Raw genomic sequence first — 14,466 nt, 5'->3', positions numbered from 1 at the left:
AACGCCTCGCAACGGTTAGGTTGGGGGCATGGGCAAGTCCCCGGCTGTGGAGCTCGAGGTGGAGGACCGCGTCGTGCGGATCTCCAACCCCGACCGCGTCTACTTCCCCGCTCGCGGCGAGACGAAGCTGGACCTCGCGAACTACTACCTGTCCGTCGGCGACGGCATCGTCCGCGCCCTGAGGGAACGGCCGTGCATGCTGCACCGCTTCCCCGAGGGCGTCACGGGCGAGAAGGTGCACCAGAAGAGGCTCCCGAACGGCGCCCCGCCGTGGGTGCGGACCGTGCGCGTGCACTTCCCGCGCTACAACCGCCACGCCGACGAGCTCCGCGTCACGCACCTCGCCGACGTGATCTGGGCCGTGCAGATGTCCACTGTGGAGTTCCACCCGTGGAACTCGCGCGCGGCGGACACGGAGAAGCCCGACGAGTGGCGCATCGACCTCGACCCCGGACCCACGTGCACGTTCGACCGCGTGCGCAGGGTCGCGGGCGTCGTGCGGGAGGTGCTGGCGGAGCTGGGGGCCGTCGGGTTCCCGAAGACGTCCGGGTCGAAGGGCCTGCACGTCTACGTGCGGATCAAGCCGGACTTCGGTTTCCAGGACGTGCGCAAGGCCGCGCTGGCGTTCGCGCACGAGGTCGAACGCCGCGCGCCGGACGACGTGGAGACCACGTGGTGGCGCAAGGACCGCGACCCGGCGCTGGTGTTCGTGGACTACAACCAGAACACGCGTGACCGCACGATCGCGAGCGCGTACTCGGTGCGCGGCCACCCCGAGGCGACGGTGTCGACGCCGATCCGCTGGGACGAGATCCCGGACGTCGACCCGCGCGACTTCACGATCGCCACCGTGCCGAAGCGCTTCGCCGAGCTCGGCGACCTGCACGCCGGCATCGACGACGCGGCGTGGTCGATCGAGCCGCTGCTGGAGTGGGCCGCCCGCGACGAACTCGAGGTTCCCGATGAGCACTAGCCCCCTGAAGTTCTCGTCGCTCGACCAGCCGCTCTTCGGCGACCTGCTCAAGGGCGACCTGGTGGAGTACCTGGACTTCGTCGCCGACAGGTTCGTGCCGGTGCTCGCCGGCCGGCAGCTGTCGGTGTGGCGGGTCCTGCGCGGGCAGGACCCGTTCATGCAGAAGAACGTCCCCAAGTACACGCCGGCCTACGTGCGGACCGTCGAGGTCTGGGCGGAGGCGTCGCACCGCAAGATCCGCTACGCCGTGTGCGACGACGAGCAAACCCTGATGTGGTTCGCGAACCAGCGCGCCGTCGAGTACCACGTGCCGCTCTACCTCGGCGACCACTTCGGCGACGACCACCACCAGACCCACATGGTGCTCGACGTGGACCCGCCCGAAGGCGCCGGCTTCGACGTCGTGGTGTCGTCGGCCCTGCTGATCCGGGAGGCGTTGGCGGCCGCCGGGCTGGAGGGCCTGGTGAAGACCAGCGGCGCCAAGGGCGTGCACATCTTCGTGCCGCTGGAGGAGCACTCCCCCGACGACGTGGCCGCCGCGACCCGTGCGGTGGCTGCCCGGGCGGAGAAGCTGGACCCGGACCTCGCGACCACGGCTTACATCCGTGCCGAGCGGGGCGGGAAGGTGTTCCTCGACTCGACGCGCGCCTGGGGTGCCACCGTGGTGGCCGCTTACAGCCCGCGGTTGCGTGAAGGGCTGCCCATCTCGTTCCCGGTGCCTTGGGAGTCGTTGCGGGACGTCACGCCTGCTGATTTCACCGTCCGGTCCCGGTTCGAGGAAGATCCCTGGCGTGAGCTGATGCCCGGGGCGCAGCGGTTGCCCGCGGATCTGATCGCTGAGGGGCACACGATTCCGGTGGCCCGGGTCGTGGCCATGCACGAGGGGAAGCGGCGGAAGCGGGAGCGCGAGGGGCAGGAGTAGGGGTGGCTCGGCGTCGCGCGGGTGGGGCTGCGCCGGGGTGCATGACCACGCGTAATGGCGGCCGTGCGCGCGATGGCGGCCGTGCGCGCGATGCCCGCCGTGCGCGCAGCGGTGGCCGTGTGCGCGACGCCTACCTTCTGCTCCACCCGAGCTGTGCGCGCGACGCCGACCCACGACAGCCCCCGCCCAGCCAGCACCTCACTCAGCGGCCACGCGCGAAGTAGGCGATCACCGCCGCCGCCAGAGGCAGCGTCACGTGCGCCACGCTGACGAACGTCGGCTCCGAAGCGGACACGAAGTCGTTGGCCCGCACCACCAGCCCAGCCGCTACAGCAGCACACGCGGCGAACCTGGCCACCCCACCCGTCAGGACCACGACCAGCGGAACCACCACCAGTCCCGCCAGGCTTGCGTGCGTGATGTACGACGGCACCTCGGCCGACAGCATCAACAGCGCGTCCAGGAGCAAAAGCCCCGGCGCGACACCTCCCGGCCACGCCCGGTCGCGCCACAGGCGGAACACCGCGAGACACGTCAGAGCCACCGCCAGCACGACGAGGGCCACGTCCACGGCGTCGCCGTTGATCGACACGAGATCCGATGCCGACGTCGCCACCACGTAGACGCCGACCGCACCGAGCCCGCCCCCGGCGACCCCGAGCCACCACGGCGACGCGGCGCAGGCGACGGCCGGCACCACCGCGGCCAGGCCGAAGGCGATCGACGTGGAGGCCTCGGTGCCGCCGAGCAGTCCGGTCGCGCCGGCCAGCAGGCCGAGGGCGGCGCCGGGTAGCCACGGGTGGTCGCGGCACGTCATCGCGAACACCGCCGCGACCAGCGCCCACGGCCACACCGCGGCGAACACGAAGGTGTGCGGGCTGGAGTCGGCCAGGGTGCCGAGGACGCCTCCTGGCACCACCGCCAGGCCGATGACCAGCAGCACCAGGGCGAGGCCCGCACCGAGGCGCGGCAGCACGGCGAGAAGCTGTCCGGCAGCAGGAGCGGCGGGCGCTTCCCGTGCGGCGACCGGTTCCGGTGTGCTGGTGCGGGAGGGCGGTGGTGACGCGACGGGCAGAGGCGGCACGGGCGAAGGTGCGACCGGCCTCGGCTTCTCGGACGGCGGGCGGGGTGCCGCGGGTTTCCGCGGCTTCTCCCCCAGTGCCTCGGCCGCGGCGGCCGCCACCATCCGGCTGTCGTCCTCCGTCAGCCGCCGCAGCGCCAGGCGCGCGGCCAGCACGCGGCCCTCGTGCGCCACCGAGAGCATCCGCCGCAGTTCCGGCACGGCACCCGCGCGCACGCCCGGCAGTGCGTGGTCGAGGGCGTCCTGCAGTTCGGCGGGGAGGGCGGCGGGGACCGAGACCGGGCGGGCGCGGCGGGCTATGCGCAGGTCGCCGCGGACGTCGAGCATCCACTTGCCCGGGGTCTGGTGCGGGGTCACGCGGCGGACGCGGTCGTAGACGTACTCGTAGAGCTCGTCGAGGCCCACGTGGCCGTCGTTGTCGCGGTCGGCGTCACCGGACTCCAGGCCCTCGACCAGGGCCGCGGTGAACACGGACGGTTCGCCCTCGGAGGTGTCTGCGACGGTGGCGCCCTCGAAGGCGTACTCCATGGACGACGAGGCGGTGATGACGGCTCGGCCGCGGCCTCCGAAGTGTTCTTCGAGGCTCACCGCTCCGCCCGCCCTGGCGACCATGCCACGGCCGAACGCGCCGGAGTAGCAGCAGTCCAGCAGGAGCACGATGCGGCGGGAACGGGAGCGGTTCATGCGGCGGGCCACGAAGTCCGCGGCCACGGCGGTGCCCGCCAGGCGGGCGAGCTTGGTGCTGGAGGTGGCGAAGTGCAGCTCGCCGGCCTCGTCCTTCACGCCGTGGCCGGAGAAGTGCAGGACCAGCAGGTCGTCGGGCTCGCGGTCGGCGAAGAAGTCGTCCACGGCCTCGGTGATCTCCGAGGCCGTGGAGTTGATCAGGGTGCGCACGTGGAAGCCGCCCACGCTCGGGTCGGCCAGCACCTCGCCCAGGCGTGCGGCGTCGTGGGCGGGCGCGCGCAGCGAGGACAGGCCCGGGTCGGCGAACTCGTAGCTCGCGATGATCAGCGCGTAGCGGTGCAGGTGGCGGCCGAGCCACGCGGAGCGGCGCGCCAGCTCCTCCTCGGTGGGCGCGCCGGTGAGCTCCAGCGCGTCGCCGTCGGCCTCCACGGTCACCGAACGTTCGCGGCGCTGGCCGAGCCACGACGACACCGCGTTGATCAGCGCCGCCAGGACCGTGGACTGGGAGACGGTGGTGAGCAGCGTGCCGAGCTCGTTCCAGTCGACGGCCTTGGAACCCTCGGGAGCCTCGTCGGCGGCTCCGGGAACGGGTGCGAAGTCCTGGAGCTCCGACCGCAGGAAGGCGGTGAGCTGCTCGATGCGCTCGTCGTCGGCGCCGTCTTCGTGGACGCGCAGTGTGACATCTGTCATAACGGCCTCCTATAGGAGGAGGTCGCTCGTCAGGGGTGGAACATTACGACGGGTCGGAACCCCGGAACGCCGCCCACCACAGGCCCAGCGCGGCGGCGACCACCGTCGCGGTGATCCAGCCGAGGAACCCGCTGCCGTCGACGTACGCCCAGAACAGGCCGACGAACGGCGCGGGCACGATGAACACGGCGTCGACGCGCAGCTGCGCGAGCAGGCCGCGCGGCGCCCGCGTCTCCGGGTCGGGCCGCGCGGGGTTGTCGAGACGGCGGCCGCGCGGGTGCTTCGTCACCGGGCGGCCGGACGGGTAGAGCGTCACCCCGCCGGCCACGGCGACCCGGCCGCCGCGCAGCTCCACCGACACCGGCGACGGCAGCGTCACGAGCACCGGGTCGTAGTAGACGGGCAGCCAGCGTTCGACCGGCCCGTCGATCTCCAGCCACGACCGCACCATCAGGCCCGACCGCAGCCGGATCCGCCGCACCGACGCGGTGACGGGCCTGGCACGAGCGGCCCGCGCCGACAGCACGACCCGCACCGCGCCCGCGAACAGCACCAGCAGCACCACCGCGACGGCGAACGTCACGCCGCCCAGCGCCCTGTCGGTCTCCACCAGCACGTCCGCGCCGGGGACCACCGCGCGGGAGGGGTTCGCCGGGTCGAACGCCACCTGCGTCTGCCTCCCGACGATCCGGTGACCGTTCTCGTGGGCGACCCGGGCGGTCTCGGACGGCCAGCGCACCTCGACCGCACCGTCCGAAAAGGACACGACCTCGCCGACCTCGCGGGCGGTGAGGGACGACAGGAGCGCGCGATCCTCCGAATAGGACAGCCACGAGAGCACGGCGACCACGAGGCACACGAACAGCACGACAGCGGTCGCGAGAGCACCGTGGCGGAGTGCGCGAACGGGCTGGGAGGTCTGGGAGGTCATCGCCCGGCCATCGTAACCGAGACGCGGAACGGCCCGGCAGGCGTGAAGCCTGCCGGGCCGTTGCGGAACTGCCGGAGGAGCTACATCACTCGGTGAAGCCCATGTGGATGTAGTCGTACGGACGGTTCGCGTACGCGACGGCGCCGAAGTTGGCGACGTTGCTCTTCACCGCGACCGCGCCGGGCAGCTGGTAGAGCGGCAGCTGGTGGCCCAGCTCCCAGATCTTCTTGTCGGCCTCGTTGGCGATCTCGAGGCGCTTGGTGTCGTCGAGCTCGCCGACGGCCTGCTCGAGCAGCTTGTTGACCTCTTAGGAACCGATGCGGCCGTAGTTCTGGTTGGTGCTGGCCGGGTCCAGGTAGTAGATGCCCTTGCTGTCCGAGACCGGCGTGGCCGAGGCCAGCCAGCGGAAGCCGGTCATGTCGAAGTTGCCGACGTTCACGTACTGCTTGAAGAAGTCGGTCGACGGCACGGCCTGGATCTCGACCTTGGCGCCGATCTCCTTGAGCTGCGACTGCGTCAGCTTCGCGATCTGGTCGGAGATGGGGTTCGGCGACGGCATGACGTACCGGACCAGCAGCTCCTTGCCGTCCTTCTTGCGGGTCTCGCCCTCGAGCTTCCAGCCCAGCTCGTCGAGCTGCTTCTTCGCGGCTTCCTTGTCGAACGCGGCGACGGCCGAGTTGTCCTTGTAGCCCGCGGAACCCAGCAGGAAGAAGTGGTTGCCGGTGACCTGCGCGTCACCCTTCAGCATCTGGCCGAGCAGGGCCTTGCTGATGACCTTGGTGTCGATGCCCTTCATCAGGGCGACGCGGAGCTTCGGGTCCTTGAGGATCGAGGAGTCCGCACCGTTGAAGGTGATGTGCGAGTAGTCCGGCGTGATCGCCTGGCGGATCGTCACACCCTGCATGGACTTGGCGCGCGTGAAGTTGTCGACGCTCGAGCCGATGTCGAAGAAGTCGATCTGGCCGTTGGCGAGCGCGTCCGCGAGCGCGGGGCGGTCGACCTGGCGGAAGGTGATCTTCTCCAGCTTGGGCTTCTCACCCCACCAGGCGGGGTCCTGCACGACCGTCACGAGCTTCGCGGTGCGGTCGATCGTGCCGACCTTGAACGGACCCGCGGTGACCTTCGGAGCGTCCGCCCAGCCCTTGTTGAACTCCTCGGCGACCGAGGACATGGACTTCGGGTACAGGGGCGAGAACATGCCCTTGTACTCGGCGAACTTCTTCTTGAAGGTGACCTTGACCTCTTGGTCGGTCGCGCCCTTCTCGACCTTCTCGATGTCCTCGTAGCCGGTGGTGCCGGCGACCTCGAAGGCCTTGTCGGTGCCGCTCAGCGACTTCCACATGGCCTCGAAGTCCTGCCACGACAGCGCGGTGCCGTCGGACCACTTGGCCTTCGGGTTGATCTTGAACTCGAGGACCTGCGGCTCGGTGGAGGCGAGCTTCGCGTCCTCGAGGTAGTCCTTGTTGATCTCGAAGGTCGCGTCGGCCTTCTGCTTCCACAGGTTCGGCATCATCGTGTCGATCATGCGGCGGCCGTCGGCGTTGGTGCCGTCGAGCTGGTTGTAGTTCCAGTTGTCCGGCAACTGGTCGACCGGCCAGCGGAACTCGCCGCCGTCCTTGACCTTCGACGCGTCCTGCGGGTTGATGTCCGCCTGGCCGATCGCGTTGTCCGCGCCCTTGAGGCCGGAGTTGCCGTTGTTGTTGCTGGGCCCCCCACACGCGGTAAGCGTGAGGACGACCGCGGCCAGCGCGGACACTCCCACCGTGGTACGTCGACTCACTGTCGTGAACCTCCCTCGTGCCCGGACACCAGTTGCCGGGGACACTGTTCCTTCGTAGGTCCTCTGCTGCGACGGATGCATCAGAGGACCTCACGGACTTGGGCGAAGTGGCAGGCGGCCTCGTGGTCGGGGGCCTGGACCTCGCGCGGTGGTTCCACCTCGATGCACGTGCGCTGCTTCTCGGGCGGCAGCGACGCGTGCAGGAAGCACCGGGTGCGGAACCGGCAGCCGGACGGCGGGTTCGCCGGGCTCGGCAGGTCGCCGGTGAGGATGATCCGCTCGCGCTGGCGTTCCTTGACGGGATCGGGGATCGGGATCGCCGACAGCAGTGCCTGCGTGTACGGGTGGCGCGGCTGTTCGAACACCGAGTCCACCTCGCCGATCTCGATGATCTTCCCGAGGTACATGACGGCCACCCGGTCCGCGATGTGCCGCACCACCGACAGGTCGTGCGCCACGAACAGGTAGGCCAGGCCCAGCTTGGCCTTGAGCTCCTCCAGCAGGTTGATGACACCCGCCTGGATGGAGACGTCCAGGGCCGACACCGGCTCGTCGAGCACGACGAGCTTCGGTTCGAGGGCGAGCGCCCGCGCGATGCCGATGCGCTGGCGCTGACCACCGGAGAACTCGCCGGGGTAGCGCGAGAGCTGCTCGGGGCGCAGGCCGACGAGCCGCATCAGCTCCGGCACGCGCCGGTTGATCTCGCTCTTGGAGTAGCCGTGGACCTGCATCGGCTCGGCGATGCAGTCGTGGATCGTCAGGCGCGGGTCGAGCGACGCCATCGGGTCCTGGAACACCACCGACATGTCGCGGCGGATCGCGAAGCGGCGCTTGCCGTCCACTTCGGACGACTTCGTGCCGAGCACGGAGATCTCGCCGCTCATGGGCTTCTGGAGGTTGAGGATCTCCATCAGCGTCGTGGTCTTGCCGCAGCCCGACTCGCCGACGAGGCCGAGGGTCTCGCCCTCGCGGATGTCGAACGAGATGCCCGCGACGGCGTGCACCGTGCCGACGCGGCGCTTGAACACCACGCCCTTGTTGACGGCGTACTCCTTGACGAGGTGGTCGAGCTCGAGCACGGTCTCGCGCTGCTCGCGCGGGATCTTCGCGACCTCGGGGTCGTCCGCCACCTCGGCGCCGAAGATCTCGACCGCGGCCTCGGCGCCCTCGGCGTCGGTCGCGGCGATCTCGTTGGTGCGGATGCACGCGGCGCGGTGCTCGGCCGAGCCGTCCACGTCGAAGAGCGGTGGCTCGGCGGTGTGGCAGGCGTCGACGACCATCGGGCAGCGCGGCGCGAACGGGCAGCCGGGGGGCAGGTCCGTAAGCGACGGCGGCTGGCCCTTGATCGGCACCAGCGCCTGCTTCTCGCTGACGTCGAGGCGCGGGATCGAGCCGAGCAGACCGAGCGTGTAGGGCATGCGCGGCTGCTGGTAGATGTCGTCGACCAGGCCGGTCTCGACGGCGCGGCCCGCGTACATGACCATCAGCCGGTCCGCGAACCCGGCGACGACGCCGAGGTCGTGGGTGATGATCACGATGCCCGCGCCGGTGACCTCCTGCGCGGTCTCGAGCAGCTGCAGCACCTGCGCCTGCACCGTCACGTCGAGCGCGGTGGTCGGCTCGTCGGCGATGATCAGGTCCGGGTCGTTGGCGATCGCCATCGCGATCACCGCGCGCTGCCGCATGCCGCCCGAGAACTCGTGCGGGAACGCCTTGGCGCGCTCGGCGGCGTTCGGGATGCCGACGAGGTCGAGCAGCTCGACCGCCCGCTTGGCCGCGGCGGCCTTGGACACCGAGCCCCTCTTGTGGATCAGGATCGCCTCGGCGATCTGGTCGCCGACGGTGTAGACCGGCGTCAGCGCGGACAGCGGGTCCTGGAACACCATCGAGATGCGGCGGCCGCGGATCTTCGACAGCTCGGTGTCGCTCTGGCCGATGAGCTCGCGGCCCTGGAACCTGATGGAGCCGGTGATGCGCGCCGAGGACGGCAGCAGGCCCATGACCGCGAGCGACGACACGGACTTGCCCGAGCCGGACTCGCCCACGATGCCGAGGACCTCGCCGGGCGAGACCGAGTAGCTCAGGCCCCGCACGGCCTGGACGCGGCCGGCCTCGCTGGGGAAGGACACGTGGAGGTCTTCGACCTGCAGAACCGGTCCCTCGACGACACGGTCGGAAGGCGTGTCGAACTGGAGCTCCGAGGTGGTCATCAGGCGGCCTTCTCCTTGGTGTTCTTCTTCTCCTTGCGGCGCACGCGCGTGGAGGTGGGGTCGAGCGCGTCGCGGAGCCCGTCGCCCACCCAGTTCACCGCCAGCACGAACACGACGAGGAAGCCCGCCGGGAACAGGAACAGCCACGGGAAGGTCGTCGCGGACTCGGCGTTGCCGCCGATCAGCGTGCCGAGCGAGACGTCGGGCGACTGGACGCCGAACCCGAAGTAGCTCAGGCCCGTCTCGGCGAGCACGGCGGACCCGACGTTGATGGTCGCGTCGATGATGAGCAGCGAGGCCATGTTCGGCACGATGTGCTTGGCGATGATCTTGCGCGCGGGCTGGCCCATGAACTTGGCCGCCTTGACGAACTCGCGCTCCTTCAGCGTCAGCGTCATGCCGCGCACGATGCGGGCGGTGATCATCCATTGGAACGCCGCGAGCATGAGCACCAGCAGGAACCACGACTTGCCGCGGAACCAGGGGCTCAGGATCGCGATGATCAGGAACGACGGCAGCACCAGCAGCAGGTCGACGACCCACATGAGCGTCTTGTCGGCGACGCCGAGGAAGTAGCCCGCCGCCGCGCCGACGATCGCCGCGACGGTGGTCGAGATCAGCGCCACGAGCAAGCCGATGATCAACGACTTCTGCAGTCCGCGCATGGTGAGCGCGAACATGTCGGTGCCGATCTTGTCGGTGCCGAAGATGTGGTCGGCGTAGGGGGGCTCGAGGAACGCCGAGTAGTCCTGCTGGTCGTAGGTCCACTTCGACAGCAGCGGGCCGACGAACGCCATCAGGTACATCCCGACGATGATCGCCAGGCCGACCAGCGCCAGCTTGTTGCGCGCGAAGCGGATGAGCACGAGCCTGCCGCGCGTCATCGCCTTGCCCGGATCGGGCGCCGCGTCGACGGGGCTGCCGGAGGCGGCGCCGGTGGTTCCCGCCGAGTCGCCCTCGTTGAGGATCACGGTCACGTCGTCGTCACCTTGCCTAGTTCACGCGGATTCGGGGGTCGAGCGCGGCGTACAGCACGTCGGCGAGCCAGCCGGAGAACAGCACGCACACCGCGACGAAGAGCGTCACCGTGGCGGTGATGTTCGTGTCCTGAGCCGAGATGCCGGTGACGAGCCAGTCACCCATGCCGAACCAGCCGAAGATCCGCTCGGTGAACGTGCCACCGACGACGAGCAGGCCGAACCCGAACGCGAACAGGGTCGCCATCGGGATGAGCGCGGTGCGCAGGCCGTGCTTGAACAACGCCTTGCGGCGCGTCAGGCCCTTGGCCTGGGCGGTGCGCAGGAAGTCGCTGCCGAGCACGTCGAGCATCGACGAGCGCTGGTAGCGGCTGTAGTAGGCGATCTGGCCGAGCGCGATCGCGAGCGTCGGGATGACGAGGTGCTGCAGCCGGTCGCCGAGGTGCTCGAACCAGTTGCCCTGGAAGCCCGGTGTCGTCTCGCCGACGAAGATCAGCACGTTCGAGCCGATCGAGTCGTTGATCCCCTGCGCGCCCATCTTCAGCAGCGTGCCCAGCACGAACACCGGCGTGGACAGCAGTATGAAGCTGAACAAGGTCGCGAAGTAGTCGCTGAACTTGTACTGCCGGATCGCGCTCACCACGCCGAGCAGCACGCCGAAGAGGATGCCGATCGTGATGCCGAGCAGGAACAGCCTCAGGCTCACGCCGATGCGCCGGCCGAGCTCGTCGGTGATGGGGCGGTCGGTGATCGTGCGACCGAAGTCGCCCTGGACGACCCCGCCCATCCAGGTGACGAACCGCTGCGGGATCGGCTGGTCGAGGTGGAGGTCCCTCTTCTTCGCCTCGATCGAGGCCGCCGGGGGCGGTGGGTTGCGTTGTTGCAACACCCCGATCGGGTCAAAGGTGGCGGAGGCCAACGTGAACGCGAGGAACGTCGCCACGAGGGCGAGCACCACGTAGTTGACCAACCGCCGCAACAGAAATCCGGCCACCCGTGTTCAGTCCTCTCCCCGGTGGTTGCGACGTCGGCTCACTGGATTGCAGTGGACGAGTTGCAAGAGGTTAACCGCCGATGTGACGGACCGCTGCCCGCCCCCGCCATTGCGGCGGAGGCCCGCTGACCGGGCCATAGTCACCCATGCGTGGGGGAAAAGCCGGTGGAACAGCCACATCAACAGTTGACTCCCGCGAATTGTGTGCTCAAGCGTGACCATTGTGCGGCCGGATCGCTGTATTCACGGTGAAGTTCTGTCTCACCACGGATCGATGTGACGCATCCGGGTGAATGCAATGACCGGAAGACGTGGGACAAGCAGCGCAATGTGATCGCAAACCGGTCATCACGCTGTGAAGCGCTTCGTACCGGCACGGTGACTGGACCGTCACGGAGCAGGGAAGACGCCCGAGCGGCCCACCGCGGGCTGGACCGAACGGCGTGAACCGCGTCACAGCTGGGCGGGGCCGGATGGCTCAGGAGACCTGACCGAGGCGCCACAGACGGCCGCCCGCGATCACGAAGACCTGGTCGCCGACCTTCTCCGCGGCCACCACCGCGCCCGACGGCCCCTCCGCCGGGCGTTCGTCCTTTTCGGACACGAGCTTGACCCCGCCGTGGTCGACGAACAGCGTCGGCGTGCCGTTGACCGGAACCGGCGCGGCGAGGGTCTGGTCGTCGCCCACGGGGACGTCCGGAGTCGCGAGCTTCTTCCACTGCGGGCCCGACCACCAGGCGAGCCTGCCCCCGGCGCGGCCCACGACGTGGCACGTGCCGTCCCAGCAGCGGGCGGCCAGCGCGGCGTCACCGCCGGGCAGGGTGGCGGTGGTCCAGGTCGTGCCGTCGAACCGCCAGACCGCCGCGCTCACCTGGCCCTTCGCGATCTGCCAGCCGACGACCAGCGCGCCGTCGCCGTCCGGGGTGACCGACAGCGGGAACCGCAGCAGCTCCTGCGAGCTCTCCAGGACGGTGCCGGCGGAGGGCTGCCGGGTCCAGGTGCCGGCGGCGTAGGTCCAGGCCGCGATGTCGAGGCCCGCCTTGGCGCTCTGCCACGTGCCGATGATCAACGGTCCCCGCGCGGTGCGGACCGGGCCGATCAGCTCGCCGGCGCCGTAGCCGCCGAACGTGCTGAAGGCCTGCGGTTCCTCGTCGATGACGCGGGCGTCGCCGGTCCAGGTGCTCCAGCGGACGTTGCCGTGCGCGCCACCGCGTTCACCGCCGACGCCGGTGATCGTGGTGCCGTCGGAGGTGACGCCGTACCAGTGCGCTTCCTCGCCGTACGGGGTCGCCGGGGTCAGCCGGGAGTTGGCCAGCGTCCCGTCGGCGGACCTCAGGACGAGCTCCGGGTGGTCCGGCGTGCGCGTGCCGATGGCCAGCATGTCCCCGTGCGCCGCCAACGCTTCCGGGGTCGCCGGGAGGTCCACGGCGGTGAACCCGGTCGCGTCCGGCTCGCCGCCGGAGGAGCAGCCGGCGAGGACCAGCAGAACAGCGAGCGTCAGCCTCCGCATGCGGGCCAGTATGACCACATGAGGCCGGAACCAGGTCAGGTGCTGCACTTCTCGGAAGATCCGACGATCACCCGCTTCGTCCCGCACCTCGCGGCGACCGCGCGGCAGCCCGGCGAGTACGTGTGGGCGGTGGACGCCGCGCGCTCCCCCGACTACTGGTTCCCGCGGCAGTGCCCGCGGGTGCTGGCGTGGGACGCCGCCGGCCCGACCAGGGTGCACGCCGTCGAGTACGGGTGGCTCGACCGGATGCGGACCGTGGAGCTGTACGCCTACCGGTTCGACGCGGCGCCGTTCCGGCCGTTCGGCGAGAGCGGTGCGGGAGCGGGTTTCGCGGTGGTGGCGACCGAGCCGGTGGTGCCGCTCGGCCCCGCCGAACGCGTCGGCGACCTGTTCGCGCTGCACGAGGAGGCCGGGGTCGAACTGCGCGTGCTCGCGAACCTCTGGCCGTTCTGGGACGACGTCGTGGCGGGTCCGCTGGAGCACAGCGGCATCCGGTTGCGCAACGCCCGGCCGCGGCCGGCGGGATGATCGTCGCCGATGCGTGTGCCGCGAACCCTGGTAAACGTGGAGGCATGGGACTTCTCAGCGGAATGATGGGGAACGCGTCGAAGCTCGACCCGCGGGACGCCGCGAAGGAGTTCGGCCGTCTGCTGGCGCACGGGGAGCAGATCCACGCGGCGTACCAGTTGGTGCGCGACTCGTTCCTGTTCACCGACCGGAGGCTGATCCTGGTCGACAAGCAGGGCGTGACGGGCAAGAAGGTCGAATACCACTCGGTGCCCTACAAGGCGATCACGCAGTTCTCAGTCGAGACGGCCGGCCACTTCGACCTCGACGCGGAGCTCAAGATCTGGGTCTCCAGCCACGACGTGCCGATCGCCAAGCAGTTCGGCAAGGGCGTCGACGTCTACGAGGTGCAGGCGCTGCTGGCCGCCTTCGTGTCCCGGTAGGACCTGCGCGCCGATCGCGGCGGCGAGCTCGGCCAGGCCGACGGCGATCGCGGTGACGACGTGACCGGTGTCGAGCAGGACGTCCAGCACGGTCAGGAGAACGGGCACGACCCGGCCGCGCGTCAGCACTCGCAGGACGGCGGCGGCGCAGCGGGTGGTGGACATTTCCGTTCCCTTCGCAGGACTTCCCCCTCACACCTGCGTCGAACGAGCACGCGCCGAATCGACATCCGAAGGCCGGAAAATCCTGTCCCGCAACGAGAAATCCTCCGGCGGCCGATGGCCTCCGGGGGATTGTGGTCGCCGCTCCTAGCGGGCCCGCAGCATCGGGCGGAACTTGTCGCGGTAGGCCCACGCGAGGCCGATCTCGGCGGCGACGACGAACAGCGCGATGCCCGTGCCGGCGGGTTCCAGGAAGAGGTGGATCAGGAAGATGTTGACCACCAGCGGAGCGAGGACCGCGAGCGCCAGCGGGACGAACCGCCCGGCGAGCAGCAGGGCGCCCGCGACGACCTGGACGCCCGAGGACAGCTGCAGCACGTACCCGGTGGCGTGGAGCGCGGTCGTGAACGCGACCCCGGCCGGCGCCATCGTGCCGGGATCGGGTGCGGGCATGAAGTTCAGGAACCCGTTCAGGCCGGTCACGGTGAACAGCAGGCCGGTCACCACGCGGGTCACGAGCGTGAGGTGGCGGGCGAACGCGGACCTGCGGACGCGGGCGGTGTTGGTGGTGGTGACGGTCGCGGTCATGTCGGGTTCCTCCT

12 protein-coding genes are annotated in these 14,466 nt (G+C 70.0%); 4 read left to right on the top strand and 8 right to left on the bottom strand.

Features of this window, described 5'->3' with window-relative positions; translation table 11 throughout:
• Positions 1–28 precede the first annotated feature (28 nt).
• Positions 29–973: a non-homologous end-joining DNA ligase gene (gene ligD / locus BLQ91_RS16910; RefSeq protein WP_090097833.1), complete on the top strand. Its 945-nt coding sequence runs from the start codon at positions 29–31 to the stop codon at positions 971–973.
• A complete protein-coding gene (locus BLQ91_RS16905; protein WP_090097832.1) occupies positions 963–1,895 on the top strand; it encodes a DNA polymerase domain-containing protein in 933 nt (310 codons plus the stop codon). The genes ligD and BLQ91_RS16905 overlap by 11 nt, the downstream gene beginning before the upstream one ends.
• A gap of 202 nt (positions 1,896–2,097) precedes the next feature.
• Here the strand turns inward: BLQ91_RS16905 and BLQ91_RS16900 are convergent, their stop codons facing one another.
• The 7 genes from BLQ91_RS16900 to BLQ91_RS16870 all read right to left on the bottom strand — a co-directional run bounded on the left by BLQ91_RS16900 (position 2,098) and on the right by BLQ91_RS16870 (position 12,752).
• Positions 2,098–4,350, bottom strand: a complete 2,253-nt coding sequence (locus BLQ91_RS16900) for a caspase family protein (protein WP_090097831.1) — start codon at positions 4,348–4,350, stop codon at positions 2,098–2,100.
• A 43-nt stretch (positions 4,351–4,393) separates the two neighbouring features.
• Complete coding sequence (locus BLQ91_RS16895; protein WP_090097830.1) at positions 4,394–5,281, bottom strand: hypothetical protein; 888 nt, start codon at positions 5,279–5,281, stop codon at positions 4,394–4,396.
• Positions 5,282–5,588: 307 nt separating this feature from the next.
• Positions 5,589–7,061: an ABC transporter family substrate-binding protein gene (locus tag BLQ91_RS16890; protein WP_218130296.1), complete on the bottom strand. Its 1,473-nt coding sequence runs from the start codon at positions 7,059–7,061 to the stop codon at positions 5,589–5,591.
• An 80-nt stretch (positions 7,062–7,141) separates the two neighbouring features.
• Positions 7,142–9,271, bottom strand: a complete 2,130-nt coding sequence (locus tag BLQ91_RS16885) for an ABC transporter ATP-binding protein (RefSeq protein WP_090097829.1) — start codon at positions 9,269–9,271, stop codon at positions 7,142–7,144.
• Positions 9,271–10,248 (bottom strand): ABC transporter permease, encoded by a 978-nt coding sequence (locus BLQ91_RS16880; protein WP_218130295.1) that lies wholly within the window; start codon positions 10,246–10,248, stop codon positions 9,271–9,273. Before BLQ91_RS16880 ends, BLQ91_RS16885 begins: the two co-directional genes overlap by 1 nt.
• A 16-nt stretch (positions 10,249–10,264) precedes the next feature.
• Entirely contained in the window at positions 10,265–11,242 is a 978-nt protein-coding gene (locus BLQ91_RS16875; RefSeq protein WP_090097828.1) for an ABC transporter permease, read from the bottom strand.
• A gap of 478 nt (positions 11,243–11,720) precedes the next feature.
• Entirely contained in the window at positions 11,721–12,752 is a 1,032-nt protein-coding gene (locus tag BLQ91_RS16870) for a hypothetical protein (RefSeq protein WP_143022680.1), read from the bottom strand.
• An 18-nt stretch (positions 12,753–12,770) separates the two neighbouring features.
• On the opposite strand from BLQ91_RS16870, the gene BLQ91_RS16865 reads away from it, so the two are divergent.
• Positions 12,771–13,280 carry a DUF6886 family protein gene (locus tag BLQ91_RS16865; RefSeq protein ID WP_090097826.1) on the top strand — a complete coding sequence of 170 codons (510 nt, stop codon included), beginning with the start codon at positions 12,771–12,773 and terminating at the stop codon, positions 13,278–13,280.
• Between the two features lie 44 nt (positions 13,281–13,324).
• On the top strand, positions 13,325–13,702 hold the full coding sequence (locus tag BLQ91_RS16860) for a PH domain-containing protein (protein WP_090097825.1): 378 nt from the start codon (positions 13,325–13,327) through the stop codon (positions 13,700–13,702).
• A gap of 309 nt (positions 13,703–14,011) precedes the next feature.
• On the opposite strand, the gene BLQ91_RS16855 is transcribed toward BLQ91_RS16860, so the two are convergent.
• Positions 14,012–14,452 carry a hypothetical protein gene (locus BLQ91_RS16855; protein WP_090098197.1) on the bottom strand — a complete coding sequence of 147 codons (441 nt, stop codon included), beginning with the start codon at positions 14,450–14,452 and terminating at the stop codon, positions 14,012–14,014.
• Between the last annotated feature and the right edge of the window lie 14 nt (positions 14,453–14,466).

The sequence above is a fragment of the Lentzea jiangxiensis genome (assembly GCF_900104175.1).
GTDB lineage: Bacteria > Actinomycetota > Actinomycetes > Mycobacteriales > Pseudonocardiaceae > Lentzea > Lentzea jiangxiensis.
Note: the sequence above shows the minus strand (reverse complement) of the source record. Positions and strands in the feature narration are given on the sequence as shown.